Origin of the sequence: Amycolatopsis sp. EV170708-02-1 (genome assembly GCF_022479115.1) — a bacterium.
Taxonomy (GTDB): domain Bacteria; phylum Actinomycetota; class Actinomycetes; order Mycobacteriales; family Pseudonocardiaceae; genus Amycolatopsis.
The window spans coordinates 1,356,949-1,377,528 of the sequence record NZ_CP092497.1; the positions used below are offsets into that span (position 1 = coordinate 1,356,949).

Consider the following 20,580-nt stretch of genomic DNA (forward strand, 5'->3'; position numbering starts at 1 on the left):
ACTCGTGGCAGACAAAGAGATCGTCGAGAAGATCCTCGAAAAGGTCGCCGCCGAGGGGCGGACGTCGCTCACCGCGCCGGAAGGCCGTCAGGTATGCGAGGCGTACGGCATCCCGACCCCGGCGGAACGGCTGGCGACCACCGAGGAGGAGGCCGTCGCGCAGGCGGAGGAGATCGGGCTCCCCGTGGTGCTGAAGATCGTCTCGCCGGACATCCTGCACAAGACTGAGGCCGGTGGGGTGCTGGTCGGCCTCTCGACCGCCGAGGCGGTGGCGGACGGCTTCCGGACCATCGTCGCCAACGCCGAGGCGTACGACGCCGAAGCCGAGATCACCGGCGTACAGGTGCAGCGGATGCTCAGCAGCGGGCAGGAGGTGATCATCGGCGCCACCACCGACGCCACGTTCGGCAAGATCGTCGCCTTCGGCCTCGGCGGGGTGCTGGTCGAGGTGCTCAAGGACGTCACGTTCCGCCTCGCCCCGCTCGACCGCGACGAGGCGTTCTCGATGATCGACGGCATCGCCGCCGCCGAGATCCTGCGCGGCGTCCGAGGTGCGGAACCGGTGAGCCGGGACGCGCTGGCCGACGTGCTCACCCGCGTCGGCACCCTGGTCACCGACTTCCCGCAGCTGGCCGAGGTCGACCTCAACCCGGTGCTGGCCACCCCGGCGGCGCCACCGCGGTGGACGTCCGGATCCTGGTGGATCCCGAAGCGGCGCGGGAGCCGGTGCGGTTCACCCAGGAGGAGATCCTGGCGTCGATGACCCGGATCATGAAGCCGGCGTCGATCGCCGTCATCGGCGCGTCGGCCGAGGCGGGCAAGATCGGCAACTCGGTGATGAAGAACCTCGTCAACGGCGGGTTCGCGGGGGAGATCCATCCCATCAACCCCAAGGCGGCCGAGATCCTCGACCGCAAGGCCTATCCGAGCATTTCCGACGTTCCGGGCGACGTCGACGTCGCGGTGTTCGCCATCCCCGCGAAGTTCGTCCCCGCCGCGCTGGAGGAGGCGGGCCGCAAAGGGGTGGCCGGGGCGATCCTGATCCCGTCCGGCTTCGGCGAGACCGGGAACATCGAACTCCAGGACCAGGTCGTCGCGATCGCGCGGGAACACGGCGTCCGGATCCTCGGCCCCAACATCTACGGCTACTACTACACGCCGGAGAATCTTTCGGCGACGTTCTGCACGCCGTACGACGTCAAGGGCGGTGTCGCGCTCTCCTCGCAGAGCGGCGGTATCGGGATGGCGATCCTCGGTTTCAGCCGATCGGCGAAAATGGGTGTCTCGTCGATCGTCGGGGTCGGCAACAAGGCCGATATCGACGAGGACGATCTGCTCACCTTCTTCGAAAACGATGAAAACACCGACCTGATCGCCATGCATCTCGAAGATCTGAAAGACGGGCGATCGTTCGCGGAAACGGCGAAACGGGTTTCGGTGCGGAAACCGGTCGTCGTCCTCAAAGCGGGCCGCACTTCCCAGGGCGCGAAAGCGGCGAGCTCGCACACCGGCGCGCTGGCGGGTGACGACAAGGTCTACGACGACATCCTGCGGCAGAGCGGGGTCATCCGGGCACCCGGCCTCAACGATCTTCTCGAATACGCGCGCGGTATCCCCTTGCTGCCGACGCCGAAGGGTGAGAACGTCGTGATCATCACCGGCGCGGGCGGGTCGGGTGTGCTGCTTTCCGACGCCTGTGTGGACAACGGGCTGAATCTGATGGAGATCCCGCCCGATCTCGACGCGTCCTTCCGCGAATTCATCCCGCCGTTCGGCGCCGCGGGCAACCCCGTCGACATCACCGGCGGCGAGCCACCTACCACCTACCGGAACACCATCGCGCTCGGTTTGGCGGACGAGCGAATCCATGCCTTGATCCTCGGCTATTGGCATACTATCGTCACCCCGCCGATGATCTTCGCGGAACTGGTTTCGGAAGTCGTTTCCGAATATCGGGCGAAGGGGATCCACAAGCCCGTCGTCGCCTCGCTGGCAGGCGATGTCGAGGTCGAACAGGCCAGCAGTTTTCTGTACGAGCACGGTGTCGTCGCCTATCCCTACACGACGGAGAAACCGGTGGCCGTGCTCGGTGCGAAGTATCGCTGGGCACGTTCCGCGGGACTGCTCGGCTGATTCCGGCCCCAAACCGACCCAAGGAGAATGACAATGACGTCATCGACCGCGGCTCAACCACCCGGAGCGTACAAGGAAGTAATCGATTCGAACGGCCGGATCTATCGCGTCGGCGAAACCGATCGCGACATCATGGGCCGTCCACGATGGACGATGGTGATCCTGCCCTGGGTCGCCATGATGGCCATCAGTTCGTCGGAATACGCGTTCACGTCGGCGGAGGAGACGCTGTCGGCCGCACACGGCTGGCACGGCGCCACCATCTTCTGGCTGCTCGGGGTCTGGGTGTTCTTCCAGGCGATCGTCGCCTTCCCGGCGGGGAAGATGCGGGAGAACGGGACCTTGCCCGCCAAAGCGGCGATGCTGCTGGGTGCGGTGGGCACCCTGCTGGCGTACCTTTCGCTCGCGTACGCGCCCAGCGAGATCTGGGCGTACCTGGGCTTCGGGTTCTTCGGCGGCGGAGGGGCAGGGCTGGTGTACGCGACCTGCGTCAACATGGTGGGGAAGTGGTACCCGGAGCGCAGGGGTGGGAAGACCGGCTTCGTCAACGGCGGTTTCGCCTACGGTTCGGTGCCTTTCATCTTCCTCTTCACCTCTTATATGGACCTTTCCAACTTCTCGGGCGTCCTGCTCGTGGTCGGCATCTTCCTGGCGGCGGTGGTCGGGGTGAGCGGTTTCTACTTCCAGGACCCGCCGAAGAACTGGTGGCCGGCGCACGTCGACCCGTTGAAGGTGTCCGACGATCCCCGGGTCCGCCGTTCCCTGCAGAAGAATCCGCCGGCGGTGAAGCAGTACACGCCGAAGGAGGCGCTCAGGACCGGCATGCTGCCGCTGATGTGGTTCTGCCTGTTGTGCACGGCCGGGGTGAACATCTTCGGTATCGCGATGCAGGTCCCGTTCGGCAACGAGATGGGTTTCGCGGGCGGGATCGTCGCGCTCGCGATGAGCCTGAAGGCGATCATCAACGGCACCGGCCGCGGGGTGATCGGCTGGATCTCCGACCGCTACGGGCGGCGCCAGACCCTGTTCATGGTCTGCGTGGTGCTCGGCCTCGCGCAGGTGGCGGTGTACCTGTCCGGCTCGATCGGCAGCATGCCGCTGTTCCTGCTGGCCTCGATGATCTCCGGTTTCGGCGGCGGCGCGATCTTCCCGCTGTTCGCGGCGATGACGGCGGACTTCTACGGCGAGAACAACAACGCCAGCAACTACGGCCTGGTCTACAGCTCGAAGCTGATCTCGGGCCTGGTCGGCTCCGGTGTCGGCGCGATGGTCGTGGTGGCGTGGGGTTACGGCGGCGCGTTCTTCCTCGCGGGCGGGACGAGCCTGCTGGCGGCCGCGCTCAGCCTGCTGCTCCGGCAGCCTGGGCGCTCGCGTTCGCGGACGCCGAAGCGTGAGCAGGAGCTGAACCCGGCCTAATGCCGCGTGCCGTCCGTCTGGACACGCGTGTCGTCCGTCCGATCACGCGAGATCGCCGTTCAGTCGTCCTTCGGGCGTTCGTGGAAGGCCTGCCTGGTGCGCTCGGTGTGCTGGTTCATGATCCGTTCGGCGGCGACGGGGTCACCGGTGGCGATGGCCTTGATCAGGTCCTCGTGCTCCTGCCAGGCGTCGTGGCTGCGCGGACGGGCGATCGGGGTGTAGTACCAGCGGACCCGGCGGTCGACCATGCCGATCATCTCGGCGAGGACGGCGTTGCCGGACAGCTCGGTGATGAACGCGTGGAGTGCGGCGTTGGCCGCGACGAGGCCTTCGGTGTCGTCGGCGGCCAACGCCTCCAGCCCGGTCTTCTGCAGTTCCCACAGGCGTTCGACGTCTTCGCCGCCGGCCCTGTCGGCGGCGAGACGGGCGGAGTGCGCCTCCAGCACGGTGCGCACGCTGAGCAGTTGATCGGCTTCTTCGTCGGTGGGCATGTGCACGAAGGCGCCCTGCGCGGGGCGGAGGTCGACCCAGCCCTCGCTCTGCAGGCGCTGCAACGCTTCGCGGACCGGCTGGCGGCTGACGCCCAGGTACTCGGCGAGGTCCGCCTCGACCAGGTGCTGGCCGGGTTCGAGGGTCCGGTTGATGATCAGCTCCGCGAGCGCTTCGTAGACGACCTGGCGCAGGGGAGCGGGCCGCTCGACGCGTTTGGCCGTCGCCGGGTTGAGCGTGCCCTTGGCGCGGCGGCCGGTGGGGCCGCGGTCGGGCAGGGGTGAAACGGGCTGGCTCACAGGACCTCCGGATGACTCGTCCGGTTCAGGATACAGGTTTTGGTATGCAAAATCCCGACATTCGCCCCTCTGCTCCGCATTTCGTCCTCTGAGTGCGGCCCGGTGCAGTGCTTGGAGGCGTAACTCGCGTGATCGGAGGCCGAACTCGCGTGCTTGGAGGCGTAACTCGCCGGACCTGGCGCATTGAGAGGACGAAATGCGGGAGGGGTTGGCGCGACGACCATCTACAGGATACTGTATGCAATCTGGTCTTCGGCTGAGCGGGAGGCACGTCATGAAGGTCGCTGTTCTGGGTGCGGGCGCGATCGGCGCGTACGCCGGCGCCGCGCTCCACCGAGGCGGGGCGGAGGTCCACCTCATCGCGAGACGGGCGCACGGCGAAGCGATGCGCGCGCACGGCGTGCGGGTGCTCAGCCCGCGCGGGAACTTCACCGTCCGCCCCCATGTCACCGACGATCCGGCGCAGGTCGGACCGGTCGACTTCGTCTTCCTCGGCCTGAAGGCGAATTCGTACGCCTCCTGCGGTCCGCTGATCGCGCCGCTGCTGGGCGAGGACACCGCGATCGTGGCCGCGCAGAACGGGATCCCGTGGTGGTACTTCCACGGCCTGACCGGGCATCCGCTGGAGAACCGCCGGATCGAGACGGTCGACCCCGGGGCGCGGTGAGCGAGGTCCTCGAACTGCGCCGCGCGATCGGCTGCGTCGTCTACTGCTCGACGGTGATCGAGGAGCCGGGCGTGATCCGGCATCTCGAAGGAACCCGGTTCGCTTTGGGGGAGCCGAAAGGCGGCGTCACGTCCCGGTGCGCGGCGCTCGCCGACGCGATGATCGCGGGCGGGCTGAAGGCCCCGGTCGAACTCGACCTGCGCGACGAGATCTGGGTCAAGCTCATGGGCAATGTCGCCTTCAACCCCCTCAGCGCGCTGACCAGGGCGACCATGGTCCAGATATGCGAGCATCCGGACACTCGCGAGCTCGTCGCCGCGATGATGAACGAGACCCTCGCGATCGCCCGTGCCGCGGGCAGCGATCCCCAGGTGTCGGTCGAGAAACGCATCAACGGCGCCTGGCGCGTCGGCCACCACAAGACGTCGATGCTGCAAGACCTCGAGGCGGGCAAGCCGTTGGAGGTCGACGCGATCATCGGCGCCGTCGTCGAGCTCGCGGAGCTGACCGGCGTACCCGCCCCCGCGTTGCGCCACGTCCACGCCGCGATCGGCCTGCTCGGCCAGACCGCGAACGCCGTTCCCGTCGGAGCGCACTGAATCGGAGGAACCCGATGAAGCGCAAGAACACCGAGCCGTACGTCCGGCTCACCCAGCCCCTGGTCCGCGATTCGGGCGTGCTGCGCCCGGCGAGCTGGGAGGAGGCGCTGGAGCGCGCCGCCGCCGGGTTCCGGCGCACGCTCGACACCAAAGGGCCCGAAGCCTTCGGCATGTTCTCCTGTGCCAGGGCGACCAACGAGATGAACTACGTCGCACAGAAGTTCACGCGGTCGGTGATCGGCACCAACAACGTCGACTCGTGCAATCGCACCTGTCACGCGCCGAGCGTCGCCGGGCTGGCGCGAGTGTTCGACAGCGGCGGCGGGACGTCGTCGTATCAGGAGATCGAGGACGCCGACGTCATCGTCGTCTGGGGCGGCAACCCCCGCGAAGCCCACCCGATCTTCTTCCAGCACGTGCTCAAGGCCGTCCACCGCGGCGCGAAACTGTTCGTGATCGACCCGCGCCGGACCAGCACCGCGAGCTGGGCGCACCGGCAACTCCAGCTGCACGTCGGCACCGACATCCCGCTGGCGCACGCGATCGCGCGCGAGATCATCCATTCCGGACTGGCCAACACCGCCTTCATCGAACGGGCCACCGAAGGGTTCGCCGAGTTCGCGGCCTCCGTCGAGCCATGGACGCTGGAAGCCGCCGAGGAGACGACCGGCGTCCCGGCCGAGCTGATCCGCGAACTCGCGCACACCTACGCCCGCGCCGACCGCGGCCAGCTGTCGTGGACGCTCGGGATCACCGAGCACCACAACGGCACCGACAACGTCCTGTCCCTGATCAATCTCGCGCTGCTGGCCGGACACGTCGGCCGGTACGGCGCGGGGCTGAATCCGTTGCGCGGGCAGAACAACGTCCAGGGCGGCGGGGACATGGGCGCCATCCCGGACCGGATGCCGGGGTTCCAGAACATCCTCGACGCGGACGTCCGGGCGAAGTTCGACGCGGCCTGGGGTTCGAACATACCGCCACACAAGGGACTCAACCTCACGCAGATGCTCGACGCGATGGAACGCGGCGACCTGACCTGCGTCTACATCATCGGCGAGAACCCGGTCCAGTCCGAAGCGGACTGTGAGCACACGATCAAACGTCTGTCCAATGTGGAACACCTGGTGGTGCAGGACATCTTCCTCACCAAGACCGCACAGCTGGCGGACGTCGTGCTGCCCGCTTCGGCCGCGTGGTGCGAATCGGACGGCACCTTCACCAACAGCGAACGCCGCGTCCAGCGGGTCCGCAAGGCGCTCGAACCCCCGGAGGGCGCGCGAGACGACATCCAGCTGCTGTGCGAGCTCGCCCGGCGCCTCGGCCACGACTGGGATTACCAGGGCGGCGAGGAGGTCTGGAACGAACTCCGGACGTTGTCGCCGATGCACGCCGGGATGAGCTACGCGCGCTTGGAGGAGCTCGGCGGCATCCAGTGGCCCTGCTATCGCGAGGACGAGCTCGAACCGACGTTCCTGCACGGCAGGCTCTGGGAAGAGGATCCGGCGAAACGCGGCAGGCCGGCGCCGTTCACCGTGATCGCCCACAGCCCGCCGGTGGACCTGCTGACCGAGGACTTCCCGATCCGGCTGACCACCGGACGGCGGCTGGACTCCTACAACACCGGCGTCCAGTCCGGCGGTTTTCCCTCGCCGCTGCGCCGAGGGAGACCCTCGACCTGTGTCCGGCGGACGCGATGCGGCTCGGGGTCGCCGAGGACGAGGTCGTGCGGATCTCGTCCCGCCGCGGCGAGATCGAGGCACCGGTCCGGATCGACGAGGGGCTGCGTCCCGGTCTGGCGTTCATGACCTTCCATTTCCCGGACGAGATCGACGTCAACGTCATCACCATCGAGGCGACCTGTCCGGTCGCGGGAACGGCCGAGTACAAGGCCGCCGCGATCCGGGTCGAAAAGCTGCCCGTCACCGTGTGAGGAGTCCGGAATGGACCTGCGTTTCCTGAACGCCGAACCGACGGACGCCGAACGGCACGCCGTCGACGCGCTCGGAGCCGGAAGCCGCGATCAGCTGCTTCCCGCGTTGCACGCCGTGAACGACCGGGTCGGTTGGATCAGTCAGGGAGCGTTGAACCACATCTGCCGCCGGCTGAACGTCCCGCCGGCGGAAGCCTATGGTGTCGCGAGTTTCTACGCGTTGTTCTCGCTCAAGGAACGGCCGCCGCGCGTGATCCACGTCTGCACGGACCTGGCATGCCGGGTCAACGGCGCGGAGGCGGTGACCGACACCTTCGACGCCGCGGGAATCGCCTGGCATCGCAGCCCGTGCCTGGGCGTCTGCGAACGCGCTCCGGCGGCGCTGGCCTTCGAGGCAGGCGATCCGGCCGAGCTGAGATTGCTCGCTCCGGCCACCCCGGGTGAGCTCACCCGCGAACCCTCCGGCTGGACGGAAGCCCCGGCTTCCGTTCCGCAGCAAGGGGAACCAGGGCTGCGCCTGCTGCGCCGGGTCGGGGTCGTCGGGCCCGGGAGCCTGGACGCCTATCGTGCGGCAGGTGGCTACGCGGCGTTGAGGAACGCGTTGCTGCTCGGACCGGCCGGGGTCATCCGCGAGGTGACCGATTCGGGGCTGATGGGCCGGGGCGGGGCGGCGTTCCCGACGGGCCGGAAGTGGGACGCCGCCGCCCGGCAGCCCGAACGGACCCGGTACCTGGTGTGCAACGCCGACGAGAGTGAACCGGGCACGTTCAAGGACCGCGTGCTGATCGAGGGCGATCCGTTCGCGCTCGTCGAAGCGATGACGATCGCCGCGTTCGCCATCGGGGCGCAAAAAGGATACGTCTACCTACGCGGCGAGTACCCGCGCGCGCTGAGGATGCTGAGCGACGCCATCGACACGGCTCGCGAAAGAGGATTCCTGGGCGAGAACATCCTGGGACGGCAAGGGTTCTCGTTCGACATCGAGATCAGGCGCGGTGCGGGCGCCTACATCTGCGGCGAGGAGACGGCGATCTTCAACTCGATCGATGGCTTTCGCGGCGAGCCGAGATCGAAGCCGCCGTTCCCGGTCGAGAAGGGGCTGTTCGGCAAGCCCACAGTGGTGAACAACGTCGAGACCCTGGTCAACATCCCGCTGATCCTCACCGAAGGCTGCGAGGCGTATCGCCGCATCGGGACCGAACGTTCGACCGGGCCGAAGCTGTTCTGCCTGTCCGGCAACGTCCGGCGCCCCGGCGTGTACGAAGTGCCGTTCGGGACGACGCTGGCGGAGCTGCTCGAACTGGCCGGGGGAGTGCCGGAGGGCCGTGAACTGCGGGCCGTCCTGCTTGGCGGCGCGGCGGGTGGTTTCGTGCGCCCGGACGAAACCACCCTGCCGCTGACCATGGAGGACGCGCGCGCCGCGGGAACCACGCTGGGTTCCGGGGTCGTGCTCGCGCTCGACGACCAGGCCGACCTCGGCGGGTTCCTGTTGCGGATCGCGGCGTTCTTCCGGGACGAGTCGTGTGGGCAATGCGTGCCGTGCCGGATCGGCACCGTGCGGCAGGAGGAGGCGCTGCACCGGATCGTCGGCGGCCGCAGGCTCGGTACCGGCGGCGACGACCTCGCGCTGCTGCGCGAAGTCGGCCAGGTGATGCGGGATTCGTCCATCTGCGGACTGGGCCAGACCGCCTGGAACGCCATCGAGTCGGCGATCGACCGGCTCGGCGCACTGGAGGAGCGATCGTGAGCATTGTCGGATTGGGACTCCCGAGCCGGCTCGTCGAGTTCACTGTGGACGGTGAGGCCGTCAGGGTTCCCGAAGGATCCACGATCCTGGACGCCTGTGCCGCGGCGGGCAAGGACATCCCGACGCTCTGCCACGGAGACACCCTCGAGCCGGCGAACGCCTGTCGCGTCTGCATGGTGGAGGTCGAAGGTTCACGCACGCTCGTGCCGTCCTGCTCCCGCAAGGCGGAACCGGGCATGGTGGTGCGGACCGAGACCGACCGGACGAGGCTCAGCCGCAAGGTGGTGCTCGAACTCCTCGGATCGGCGACGGATCTGTCCACCACACCCGGCGTCGCGGGCTGGATGGCCGAATGCGGAGCGGAACCCGAGCGGTTCGGCCCGCCCGCGCCCCCTTCGGACGATCGCGACGACCGCCGCCCCGGCGAACACGAGATCCCGGACGGGCTGACGGCGGCGACCGTGCGCCAGCCGGTCAAAGTGGACAACGAGCTCTACGTCCGCGACTACGGGAAATGCATCCAGTGCTACAAATGCGTCGACGCGTGCGGCGAGCAGTGGCAGAACACGTTCGCCATCACCATGGCGGGGCGCGGTTTCGACGCGCGGATCTCGACGGAGTTCGCGAACCCGCTGCCGGACAGCGCGTGTGTCTACTGTGGAAACTGCGTCGAGGTCTGCCCGACCGGCGCGCTGAGTTTCAAACGCGAGCACGACAAGCGCGAGGACGGTACCTGGGACGAGTCGCGGCAGACCGCCACGACCACCATCTGCACCTTCTGCGGGGTCGGCTGCTCCTTGACGCTGCACGTCCAGGACAACGAGATCGTCAAGGTGACCTCGCCCCACGAGAGTTCGGTGACCCACGGGAACCTCTGCATCAAGGGTCGCTTCGGCTGGCAGCACGTCCAGAACCGCTGAGTCTCGCCAGGGTGCGTGACCGGATGGCCGACACGCGTGATCAGACGGACGACACGTGTGTCGGCCATCCAGTCACGTGTGTCGTCCACCTGATCACACGCGCCGTCCCCGCGGACACGCGAGACCGCTGAACCTCGCGACCGGCCGTACCCGCGCTCGACCGCCTCTGCCGGTATACCGCCCGTTGACCTGGACAGGTCAGCGGGCTATTCTCGATATACGAAAGAAAGTTTCCGCAGAGCGAAATTGCAGAGGTTTCGATGGCTGATCTTGCCGGTTCGCGTCACGCACTGCCCTACGTGCTGAACCTGTCGCTGGTCTTCACCGAGTTGCCGCTGCTCGACCGGGCGGAGGCGGCGCGCGCGGCGGGCTTCACCGCGGTCGAGTACTGGTGGCCGTTCGAGACGCCGGTGCCGGAGGCCGCCGAGGTCGACGCGTTCGTGGCGTCGGTCGAGCGGGCGGGTGTCGCGGTGACCGGGCTGAACTTCTTCCCCGGCGACATGGCGGGTGGTGATCGTGGCCTGGTCACCTGGCCCGGTCGCGAGGACGAGTTCGCCCGCGGTATCGCTTCCGCGATCGATCTCGGCGAGCGGCTCGGCTGCCGCCGGTTCAACGCGCTCTACGGCAACCGGGTCGACGGCGCGGATCCGGCCGCGCAGGACAAGCTCGGCTTGTCGAACCTGGCGCTCGCGTCGGACGCGGCCGCGCGGATCGGCGCGGAGATCGTCCTCGAGCCTTTGTCAGGGGCGGAGAAGTACCCGCTCAAGACCGCGGACGACGTACTGAAGGTGCTCGACGAACTCGGGCGGGACAACGTGAAGCTGCTGGCCGACCTGTACCACCTGGCGGTCAACGGTGACGACCTCGACACGGTCACGACCGTCCACACCGGACGGATCGGCCATGTGCAGATCGCCGATGCCCCAGGGCGCCACCAGCCGGGGACCGGAACGCTGGACATCGAGGGATACCTGGAAAAGCTGCAGACGGCGGGCTACCGCGGGCAGGTCGGCGTGGAGTACAAACCCGACGGGCCGAGCGCGGATTCGCTGTCGTGGCTGCCTTTCGAACGAAGGGGACTGGCATGACCAAGCTGGGATTCATCGGCCTGGGGATCATGGGCGGGCCGATGGCGGGACATCTCGTCGCCGCCGGCCACGAGGTGAGCGGATTCGACACGAACGCGGACGCGCTCGCCAGGCTGGAAGCCGCGGGCGGCCGCGCCGCGAACGGGGTGACCGACGCCGTGGCGGACGCGGAAGTCGTCATCACCATGCTGCCGAACCATCCGCAGGTCGAGGCGGTCGTGCTGGCGGCGGGCGGAGTGCTGGAATCGGCGAAGCCCGGCACGCTGCTGATCGACATGAGCACCATCAGGCCGGAGACCTCCATCGAGGTGGCCGAGCGGGCCGGTGAACGCGAGATCCGGGTGCTCGACGCGCCCGTTTCCGGCGGCCAGGCCGGGGCCGAGCAGGCCTCACTGTCCATTATGGTCGGTGGTGAGGCCGACGACTTCGCCGCCGGGCTCCCGATCCTGGAGTCGGTCGGCAAGACGATCGTCCATGTCGGGCCGCACGGCGCCGGCCAGGTCGTCAAGGCCGCGAACCAGCTGGTCGTCGGCGGCACGTACGGGCTGATCGCCGAAGCCATCGTGCTGCTGGAAGCCTCGGGCGTGGACGCCGGCGTCGGACTGGACGTCCTCGCGGGCGGCCTCGCGGGCAGCCGGATCCTCGAACTGAAGCGGAAGTCCATGGTGGCGAGGGAATTCGCGCCGGGTTTCCGGATCGACCTGCACCACAAGGACATGGGCATCGCGCTCGCCGCCGCCAGGCAGGCCGACGTCGCGCTGCCGCTCACCGGGCTGGTCGCCCAGCTCGTCGCCGCCGGACGGGCGATGGGCCACGGCTCGCTCGATCACTCCGCCCTGCTGAAGGTCGTCGAATCGCTGTCCGGCGCGGAAAACAAGGAGTGACGCATGCCCAGAATCCCCGCCATGCAGGCCGTCGTCGACGTCCTGGTCAGTGAGGGCGTCGACACCGCTTTCGGTTGTCCGGGCGCCGCGATCCTCCCGCTGTACCACGCGATGCAGGACAGCGGTATCGAGCATCTGATCGTGCGTCACGAAGAGGGCGCGACCCATATGGCCGACGGCTGGGCGAGGACCACCGGCAACGTCGGCGTCGCGATCGGCACCTCCGGGCCCGCCGGGACGAACATGATCACCGGCCTCTACACCGCGCAGGCCGACTCGATCCCGATCCTGTGCATCACCGGGCAGGCCGACTCGCGGAAGCTGCACACCGAGGCGTTCCAGGCCGTCGACATCGTCGAGATCGCCAAACCGGTGACCAAATGGGCGGTGCAGGTCAAAGAGGCGGCCCAGCTGCCGTGGGTGTTCCGGGAGGCGTTCCGGATCGCGCGGTCCGGCCGCCCGGGGCCGGTGCTGATCGATCTGCCGATCGACGTCCAGCGGCAGGAGATCGAATGGGACTCCAGTATCGACTCGCCGCTCCCGGTCACCAGGGCGACGCCGTCCCCGGCCAGGGTCGAGCGGGCGCTGGACCTCCTCCTGGCCGCCGAGCGGCCGCTGATCCTCGCGGGCGGTGGCGTGGTGCTCGGCGACGCGAGCGACCGGCTGCGGACCGCGGCCGAACTGCTCGGCGTCCCGGTCGGCGTGACGTTGATGGGCAAGGGAAGCTTCCCCGAAGACCACGAGCTGTTCGCCGGAATGGCGGGTATCCAGACCTCGCAGCGCTGGGCGAACGCGGCCTTCCTCGAAGCGGATCTGGTGCTGGCGCTGGGCGCGCGGTTCGGCGACCGGCACACCGGTGACCTCGACGTCTACCGCGGGAACCGGAAGTTCATCCACGTCGACATCGAGCCGACCCAGCTGGGCAAGGTGTTCGGGCCGGACCTCGGCATCGTCTCGGACACAGGCGCCTTCCTGGACGCGCTGATCGAGGCGGCGTCGAAGCGTTCCCTGGCGCGGGACCGCGCTTGGCCGCGGCGCATCGGCGAGCTCAAGGAGAGCCTGCCGCGGCGCGAGGACTTCGAGGACACGCCGATCAAGGCGCCTCGGGTGTTCAAGGAGATCAACGAGTTCTACGGCGAGGACGCCTACTTCGTCACCGCGATCGGGCTCTACCAGATCTGGTCCGGGCAGTTCCAGCGCGCGCACAAGCCGCGGCACTATCAGGTGTGCGGCCAGGCGGGCCCGCTCGGCTGGGAGATCCCGGCGGCGATCGGCGTCAAGAAGGCGAAACCGGAGGCCGAGGTCGTCGGCGTCGTCGGGGACTACTCGTTCCAGTTCCTGGTCGAGGAGCTGGCGGTGGCCGCGCAGTACGACGTCGGGTTCGTGCTGATCATGCTGAACAACGAGTACCTCGGGCTCATCCGGCAGGCGGAAACCGGCTACGAGATGAACTTCGAGGTCGACATCCACTACGACAAGATCGGCACGGACAACGTGAAGGTCATGGAGGCCTACGGCTGCTCCGGCACCCGCGTCACCGAGCCGGGCGAGATCCGGGCTTCGCTGGAGTGGGCGCGCAAGGAGGCCGAGCGGACGTCGCGGCCGGTGCTCGTGGAGATCATGATCGAACGCGAAGGGAACGCCGCGATGGGCAAGGCACTCGACAGCGTCGTCGAGTTCGAACCGATCGCGGGCTGAACGACGGTGTCCCGGTGGCTCGCCTGCCGGGACACCGTCGTCCGGTCAGGCCTTGCCCTGGTCGTTGCTCAGCCACTTCTCGGGCCGGACGCGGACCAGCACGGAGTTGTCGCTGAGCGCGCCGTCGACGTATTTCGTGCCCTCGTCCTCCGGCAGGTAGCGGTGCGCGATCTTCAGCGCCTGCTCCCGGGTCGGCGGGGTGTCGTTCGCGATGACCGGACCCTCGGCCGTCACGTACTTGTACGGCAGCGTCTCCGACTGCGCGACCAGGCTGAGCCTGCCCGCCTTCTTGATCGCCTTGTCCTTGACCGAACCGCCGTCCATCCAGATCAGGAGTTCGCCGCCGGGCTCGTAGTCGTACCAGACCGGAACGGCCAGCGGGGCTCGGCCTTCCCGCTCCACGGCCAGGACCCCGATGTGGACCTCGCTCAGGAAGGCTTCCCGTTCCTCGGCGGTCATGACGAAAGACGACATCCGTGTCTCGCTTCTCTCGTAGGTGAGCTACGGAAGCGACAACGCGGCCTGTCCGCGGGACATTCCGGGCACGGGACCCGACCCAGTCGGTATCCACGCCCTTCTCGCCTGAAGCACATGAAGGGGTCCTTCACGGACCGCAGGTCTCGAATCAGACACCCTTGGCCCTAGCGACCCAAACACTCACGAGGCGGCACCTGCGAGCGAACCGCCGCTCTCCGTGCCGACCGGGGCGAAGGCTCCTTTCGTCGCATCAGACTCGGTGAAGGGAGCCTTCAGCCCACAACCACTCCGCTAGTGCCTGCTGGCGCAGGTTGGATCGGATCCTTCAGCGCTTCCGATGTGCCAGGTGTCGAGCCCTTCACGACATCCCCACGACCGCGAAAACTCACGTGAGCGCCACCCTGGCGAGCGTTATGGCGTGGGCGAGGTGCTGCTGGTCGGGGACGTCTCGCCGGTGTTCCCCGCCGGGGTCGAGGACGGCGCCGCGGAAGACGTGCTGGACGGCGGAGGCGTCGTCGAAGACGGAGGGGTGCTCGAAGGAGGTGTCGAGGAAGGCGGAGTCGACGAGGGAGGCGTCGACGAAGGCGGCGTGCTGCTCGGCTTCGAAGGCGAAGTGCTGCTCGGCGGCGTGGTGCTGCTCGGCGGGACGGAAGTGCCGGGCAACGGGGTCGGCCCCGGCGTGGTCGTGCCGGGTGGGGGAGTGCCGGGCAGGGTCGGCACCGGGACCTGGCCGCCGGGCGTGCCGGCGGCGACGTCCTGGGAGTCCGGCGCGCCGACGGGGACCTGGCTGTCCGGCATCGTCGCGACGCCGCCGCGGTAGGCAACCGCCCAGCGGATCACGGTGTCCACATAGGACAGCGAGTGGTTGTAGCGGTACACGGCGACGCGCTGGGTCTGCTCGGACGTCAGGTCGACCCCGCCGGAGCAGAGGTAGCGGCCCGAGGCCAGCGTCGCGTCGTAGATGTTGTTCGGGTTCGACTCGCCGTCGCCGTTGCCGTCGGAGGCGTAGCCCTTCCACGTGGACGGGATGAACTGCGTCGGGCCGACGGCGCGGTCCCACACCGTGTCACCGTCGTACTTGCCGCCGTCGGTGTCGGAAATGGCGGCGAACGGCCCGGCGCCGTTGAGCTGCGGGCCGAGGATCGGCTCCAGCGTGTTGCCCTTGGCGTCCACGTAGCCGCCGCGCGCGTGGTTCGATTCGATCCGGCCGATGCTCGCGATCAGTGCCCAGTCGATGTGGCAGCCGGGCAGTTCCTTCGCGAGGATGTCCGCGGCGTTCTTGTACGCCTTCATCATGCTGGCGGGGATGCCGAGAGCGCCCGAAGGTGCGAACGCGCCGCCGACGTTGCCGGAATGCCCCGGGACGGTCAGCGGGTCCGGGGTGGGCGGCTCGGGGAGGCTGCCGTCGACGGCGATCTCCGGGACCGTGCCCGCCGGTGGCTGCCAGGCCGAGGCCTGATTCTGCGGGGCGGCCGGTTTCGGCGCGGCGATCGGGGTGTCGGGTCCTGCCGACGCGGTGACCGCGGGCAGCACGGCGAGCGCGCCGCCGGCAAGCGCGAAGGCCGTCCGGTGCCGGGCGGACAACTTGTCCGTCTGTCGGGGGCGGTGCTTCGACATGTTCTCTCCCGCAAGGTCGACTCCGGGCAAAACTATCCGATACGACCTGTTTTCGGGGACGACGCAACGAAAAACTCGCGATCCTGTCGAGTTTTCGTCCTCGCGGCACAAGACCTTCGTAGTGAAGTTGTCAATTTCACGCTGAGTTCACCGAATCGTCAGCAGAATCCTCTGCCCTCCTCGCGGAGTGGTCTGAACCGTGTGCAAAGAGACCTTTGCACAATCTCCTTTGCACGGCTACCTTGGGGTCATGACCGGTCCGCCGCCACCCGAAGAGATCGCCGACGCCGCCGTGCTGAAGGCGGTGATGCACCCGTTGCGCCGCCGGATCATGGAGGCGTTGGGCCGCGGCCCCGCGACGGCGACGAAGCTGGCCAAGGAGCTGGGGGAGAGTTCGGGCGCGACCAGCTATCACCTGCGGGAACTGGCGAAGTACGACTTCGTCGACGAGGCGCCGGAGCTCGCGCACGGCAAGGAGCGCTGGTGGCGCGCCCGGCCACGCGACATCCGCTGGCCGCGGCACAGCGAGCAGAACGACGAGATGCGCGCCGTGTTCGACGAGGCGCAGCGCGCCGCGTTCACCGAGGACCTCGAACAGCTGGCGAGTTTCCTCGAGCGCCGCGGTGAGCTGGGCGAATGGGGTGACGCGCTGGTGTTCTCGCGCGGCTCGGTCTACCTGAACCTCGAAGAGCTCAAGGAGTTCTTCGACGACTACCTGGAGCTGCTACGCCGCTACTGGCGGCCCGAGCCAGGTCCGGACGCGCGGAAGGTGCTCGTGCGCTGGACCGCGTTCCCGGACGCGGACGGGGAGGTGAAGGAAGGGAACTGAAAACCGGTGGGAGAGCGGCCACTCGACCACCGGCATCGCGTCACCACGCCGGATGGCGTGTCTTCACGAACTACTCCACACACAAAGGGGGAGCAGCATGCTGCTCTGGAAGAGAATCGCGGCCGTCTGCGCCGCGGCGGGCCTGCTCGCGGCGGGGACCGCGGCGGCCGCGCAACCGCCGGACGGGGGATCCCGGTCGGACGCCACCATCCGCTACACCGAATACGGCATCCCGCATATCGTCGCGAACGACTGGGTGACCCTGGGCTTCGGACAGGGATTCGCCGCGGCCAAGGACAACATCTGCGCGATCGCGGACGTCGCGGTCACGACGCGGGCCGAGCGTTCCCGCTGGCTCGGGCCGGACGCGCCGCCGACGAGCGGGGTGAGCCAGGCGAACACGAACCTCGCCAGCGACCTGTACTTCCAAGGTCTCAACGAAAGCGGTGCCGTCGAGCGGCTCCTGTCGGTGCCGGCGCCGCGCGGGCCGTACCGCGAAGTCCGCGAACTGATCCGCGGTTACGTCGAGGGGGTCAACAAGTACCTGCGCACCGGTGAGATCACCGACCCGGCCTGCCGGGGCGCGGGCTGGCTGAAGCCGATCACCGAACTCGACGTGTACCGCCACAGTCACGCGGTCGGCATGATCTTCGGGCAGGGCGGCGTCGCGGACTCGATCACCGCGTCGCTGCCGGGTGCCCCGCCCGCAGGTGGCGGTACCGAACAGATGCTCGGGGAGACCGGGATCGGCAGCAACGCGATCTCGATCGGCTCCGCCGCGTCGGCGAACGGACGCGGTGTCTCGCTGGCCAATCCGCATCTGCCGTGGCAGCTGAGCGGGACCAGGCTTTGGCAGTCGCAGGTGACGCTGCCGGGCAAGCTGAACGTCAGCGGTGCGGGCATCCCCGGGATTCCGCTGATGTGGCTGGGGCACAACGAAACCGCGGCCTGGAGCGGCACCGCCACCGACACCACGCGCACGTACACGCTGTTCGAGCTGAAGCTCGTGCCCGGCTCGCCGACGACGTACCTGGTCGACGGGAAACCCGAGCGGATGCGGCGGACCGACGTGAGTGTGCTGTCGCGCAAGGCGGACGGCACCCTGGAACGCGTCGTACGTCCACAGTGGACGACCAGGTACGGCCCGGTGACGACCCGGCTCGGGCAGCGGGAACTGCCGTGGACGGCGGTGAGCGCGTTCGCCATCGCGGACGCCAACGCCACGAACCTCGGGATGACGAACTCGATGTTCGCGATCGCCCGCGGCCGGACGGCGGGGGAGATGATCGGCGCGGTCCGCGAGACGCAGGGGCTGCCGTGGATGAACATCCTCGCCACCGACGACGGCGGCCGGGTGGAGTTCAGCCAGATCCACGGGATCCCGCACGTCACCGACGAGAAGGCCGCGCGCTGCAACACGCCGCTGGGCAAGGAAATGTTCGACGCCAACGGGGTCGCGGTGCTCGACGGCTCCAAAACGGCCTGTGCCTGGGGCCGCGACCGCGACGCACTGCGGCCGGGTGTCTTCGGCCCGTCCAGCCTGCCGAGCATGAGCCGGTCGGACTACGCGGCGAACTCGAACGACAGCTCCTGGCTGGTCAACCCCGCCGAGCCGAAGACCGGCTTCCCCAGGATCGTGGGCCCGGTCCGCTACGAGCAGAACATGCGGACGCGTGCCGGTCTCGTCGAGATCGCCGACCAGCTGAAGAAGGGCGGCTTCACGGGGCAAGCGATGCGGGACCTGATGTTCTCGAACCGGGACCACGCCGCCGAACTCGTGCGGGCCGACGTCGTCGCGATGTGCCGCACGATGCCGGGACTGGACGACGCTTGCGCGGCGCTGGCGGCCTGGGACGGTCGTTCGGACGCCGGAAGCCGGGGAGCGTTGCTCTTCGACAGGTTCTGGGCCGCGGTGGACCGGATGGGGCCGGAGATCTGGAAGAACCCGTTCGACGTCAGGAATCCGGTCCACACGCCGAACACGCTCGACACGGGGAACGCGGCGATCCGCAAGGCGCTCTCCGACGCCGTTTCGGAGCTGCGAGCGGCGAAGATCCCGCTCGACGCGCCGTACGGTGACCACCACTACGTCGTCCGTGACGGCCGGAAGATCCCGCTGGGCGGCGGAACCGCGGGCCGAGGGGTCTACAACTCCCTGGGCGGTCCCTGGGATCCGACCCGTGGATACACCGAGTTCACGCATGGCGGGACGTATCTGCATGTCGTGGCGTTCAACGGGACCGGGTGCCCGGACACGACGACGTTGATGACCTACTCGCAGTCGGCGAACCCGAAATCGGCGCACCACAGCGACCAGACGGAGCTGTACTCGCGCAAGCAGTGGGTCGCCGAACGGTACTGCGAGAAGGACATCCTCGCGTCGCCGTCGCTCGAGGTGATCCGGGTGAGCAGGCGATGATCGCCGCCGTGCTCGCGGCCGTCGTGGCGGTTTCGTCGCCGCTGCCCGCCGCGGCTCCGGAAGGCGAAGTCTCGTTCACCAGCCACGGGGTCACCCTGCGGGGAACGGTGGTCGCGCCGGAGGGCGGAGGTCCGGCGCCGGGCATCGTCATGGTGCACGGATCCGGCGAACACGACCGGGACGATTACCGTGCCGAGGCGGAGGCTTTCGCCAAGGCGGGGATCGCGACCCTGATCTACGACAAGCGGACCGAGGGGTATTCGCTGTTCGAGCGGGACTACTCGGTCTTGGCCGACGACGCGCTCGCCGCCGTGCAGGCGCTGCGCTCGCGTCCCGGCGTGGATCCGGCCCGCGTCGGGGTGTGGGGCTTGAGCGAAGGAGGCTGGGTCGCGCCGTTGGCGGCGTCGAAGTCGAAGGACGTCGCGTTCGCGGTCACCGTCGGCGCCAACGGGGTGTCTCCGGATCGTCAGCAGGCGTGGGCGCTCGAGACCTATCTCCGGCGGGGCGGGGTCACCGGCTCGATGGTGGACATGGTGTCGTCGACGAACATGCGGACCCTCGCGGGTGCCGGCGTGTTCCCCGAGGCCGGGTACGACCCGGTGCCGGTGCTGGAGAAGGTGCGGCAGCCGGTGCTCGGCCTGTGGGGCGAACTGGACCGGCTCACCCCGCCCGGTGAGGCCGTCCGGATCTTCCGGGAAACACTGGACCGCGCGGGGAACCGGCACTACACGCTGAAGGTGTTCCCGCAGGCCCAGCACGGGCTCCGGCGGACCACCGACGGTTTCGACAAGCTCGACGGCTTCGCCCCCGGTTACCTCGAACTCGTGGCGAACTGGGTGAACGGAACGAAGGACGGGCGGTCGGCCGACCCGCCTCCGGTCCAGGCGAGCCAGAGCGTCGCCCTCGCACCGCTCGCCTGGTACGAGGCGCCGTGGGTGCAGATCGGGGTCTGGGCGCTGGCGTTGCTCGCGTTCGCGGGCTATCCGGTGACGGCGTTGTTCCGCCGCCGGGAGACCGTTCCGCTCGCCGGGCCCGCCCGGTGGCTGGCGGCGACCGGTTCGCTCGCCACGGCGGGGTTCCTCGTCTACTACATCGCCCTGTCGATGGGGGCGGCGATGGCGCCCGGTCCGGTCCTCTTCGGACGGACGGTGCCCTGGCTCGCGCTGCAGCTGATCGCCGTCGGTGTCGTCGCGGCCGGTGTGGTCACGGCGGTTTCGGGGTGGCGGAGCAAGGAACGCGGGGGAGTCCGGGTCGGCCTGCTGCTGGCGGGCGCGGCGTTGTTCGTCCCGTGGGCGGTCCACTGGGGACTGTTGGTGCCGTGAAACGAGCCTGGGTGCCGGGCGGCCACCCGGCACCCAGGCGTAC

General features: G+C 68.7%; 12 protein-coding genes and 3 pseudogenes. 12 read left to right on the forward strand and 3 right to left on the reverse strand.

The features are described 5' to 3' along the window. Positions 1 to 4: 4 nt before the first annotated feature. Together MJQ72_RS06140 and MJQ72_RS06145 are read left to right on the forward strand one after the other, a co-directional pair. Positions 5 to 2,133, forward strand: a pseudogene (locus MJQ72_RS06140) (acetate--CoA ligase family protein). A gap of 33 nt (positions 2,134 to 2,166) precedes the next feature. Next, a complete protein-coding gene (locus MJQ72_RS06145; RefSeq protein ID WP_240598156.1) occupies positions 2,167 to 3,549 on the forward strand; it encodes an OFA family MFS transporter in 1,383 nt (460 codons plus the stop codon). A 59-nt stretch (positions 3,550 to 3,608) separates the two neighbouring features. Here MJQ72_RS06145 and MJQ72_RS06150 read toward each other — a convergent pair whose 3' ends face one another. Continuing rightward, the gene (locus tag MJQ72_RS06150) at positions 3,609 to 4,337 is read right to left on the reverse strand and encodes a GntR family transcriptional regulator (RefSeq protein ID WP_315860836.1); all 729 of its coding nucleotides are present in this window, start codon (positions 4,335 to 4,337) and stop codon (positions 3,609 to 3,611) included. Between the two features lie 274 nt (positions 4,338 to 4,611). Here MJQ72_RS06150 and MJQ72_RS44770 point away from each other — a divergent pair. The 7 genes and pseudogenes from MJQ72_RS44770 (at position 4,612) to gcl (ending at position 13,873) form a co-directional block, all read left to right on the forward strand. Next, positions 4,612 to 5,603: pseudogene (locus MJQ72_RS44770) on the forward strand (2-dehydropantoate 2-reductase). Positions 5,604 to 5,617: 14 nt separating this feature from the next. After that, a pseudogene (locus MJQ72_RS06165) lies at positions 5,618 to 7,536 on the forward strand (molybdopterin oxidoreductase family protein). Between the two features lie 10 nt (positions 7,537 to 7,546). Further along, positions 7,547 to 9,283, forward strand: coding sequence for an NAD(P)H-dependent oxidoreductase subunit E (locus MJQ72_RS06175; RefSeq protein WP_240598161.1), 1,737 nt, complete (start codon positions 7,547 to 7,549; stop codon positions 9,281 to 9,283). After that, entirely contained in the window at positions 9,280 to 10,203 is a 924-nt protein-coding gene (locus MJQ72_RS06180) for a 2Fe-2S iron-sulfur cluster-binding protein (RefSeq protein WP_240598162.1), read from the forward strand. Before MJQ72_RS06175 ends, MJQ72_RS06180 begins: the two co-directional genes overlap by 4 nt. Positions 10,204 to 10,463: 260 nt before the next feature. Next, entirely contained in the window at positions 10,464 to 11,291 is an 828-nt protein-coding gene (locus MJQ72_RS06185; RefSeq protein WP_240598163.1) for a hydroxypyruvate isomerase family protein, read from the forward strand. Further along, entirely contained in the window at positions 11,288 to 12,175 is an 888-nt protein-coding gene (locus tag MJQ72_RS06190; RefSeq protein WP_240598164.1) for a 2-hydroxy-3-oxopropionate reductase, read from the forward strand. The genes MJQ72_RS06185 and MJQ72_RS06190 overlap by 4 nt, the downstream gene beginning before the upstream one ends. 3 nt (positions 12,176 to 12,178) lie before the next feature. After that, positions 12,179 to 13,873: a glyoxylate carboligase gene (gcl, locus tag MJQ72_RS06195; protein ID WP_240598165.1), complete on the forward strand. Its 1,695-nt coding sequence runs from the start codon at positions 12,179 to 12,181 to the stop codon at positions 13,871 to 13,873. A gap of 45 nt (positions 13,874 to 13,918) precedes the next feature. Here the strand turns inward: gcl and MJQ72_RS06200 are convergent, their stop codons facing one another. Then, positions 13,919 to 14,347: a pyridoxamine 5'-phosphate oxidase family protein gene (locus tag MJQ72_RS06200; RefSeq protein WP_016334712.1), complete on the reverse strand. Its 429-nt coding sequence runs from the start codon at positions 14,345 to 14,347 to the stop codon at positions 13,919 to 13,921. A 414-nt stretch (positions 14,348 to 14,761) separates the two neighbouring features. After that, positions 14,762 to 15,967: a lytic transglycosylase domain-containing protein gene (locus MJQ72_RS06205; RefSeq protein WP_240598166.1), complete on the reverse strand. Its 1,206-nt coding sequence runs from the start codon at positions 15,965 to 15,967 to the stop codon at positions 14,762 to 14,764. Positions 15,968 to 16,217: 250 nt separating this feature from the next. Between MJQ72_RS06205 and MJQ72_RS06210 the strand changes: the two genes are divergently transcribed. The 3 genes from MJQ72_RS06210 to MJQ72_RS06220 all read left to right on the forward strand — a co-directional run bounded on the left by MJQ72_RS06210 (position 16,218) and on the right by MJQ72_RS06220 (position 20,537). Then, positions 16,218 to 16,796 carry a helix-turn-helix transcriptional regulator gene (locus MJQ72_RS06210; RefSeq protein WP_240598167.1) on the forward strand — a complete coding sequence of 193 codons (579 nt, stop codon included), beginning with the start codon at positions 16,218 to 16,220 and terminating at the stop codon, positions 16,794 to 16,796. A gap of 97 nt (positions 16,797 to 16,893) precedes the next feature. Further along, positions 16,894 to 19,215 carry a penicillin acylase family protein gene (locus MJQ72_RS06215; protein WP_240598168.1) on the forward strand — a complete coding sequence of 774 codons (2,322 nt, stop codon included), beginning with the start codon at positions 16,894 to 16,896 and terminating at the stop codon, positions 19,213 to 19,215. Continuing rightward, positions 19,212 to 20,537 carry a S9 family peptidase gene (locus MJQ72_RS06220; protein WP_240598169.1) on the forward strand — a complete coding sequence of 442 codons (1,326 nt, stop codon included), beginning with the start codon at positions 19,212 to 19,214 and terminating at the stop codon, positions 20,535 to 20,537. The genes MJQ72_RS06215 and MJQ72_RS06220 overlap by 4 nt, the downstream gene beginning before the upstream one ends. Positions 20,538 to 20,580 lie beyond the last annotated feature (43 nt).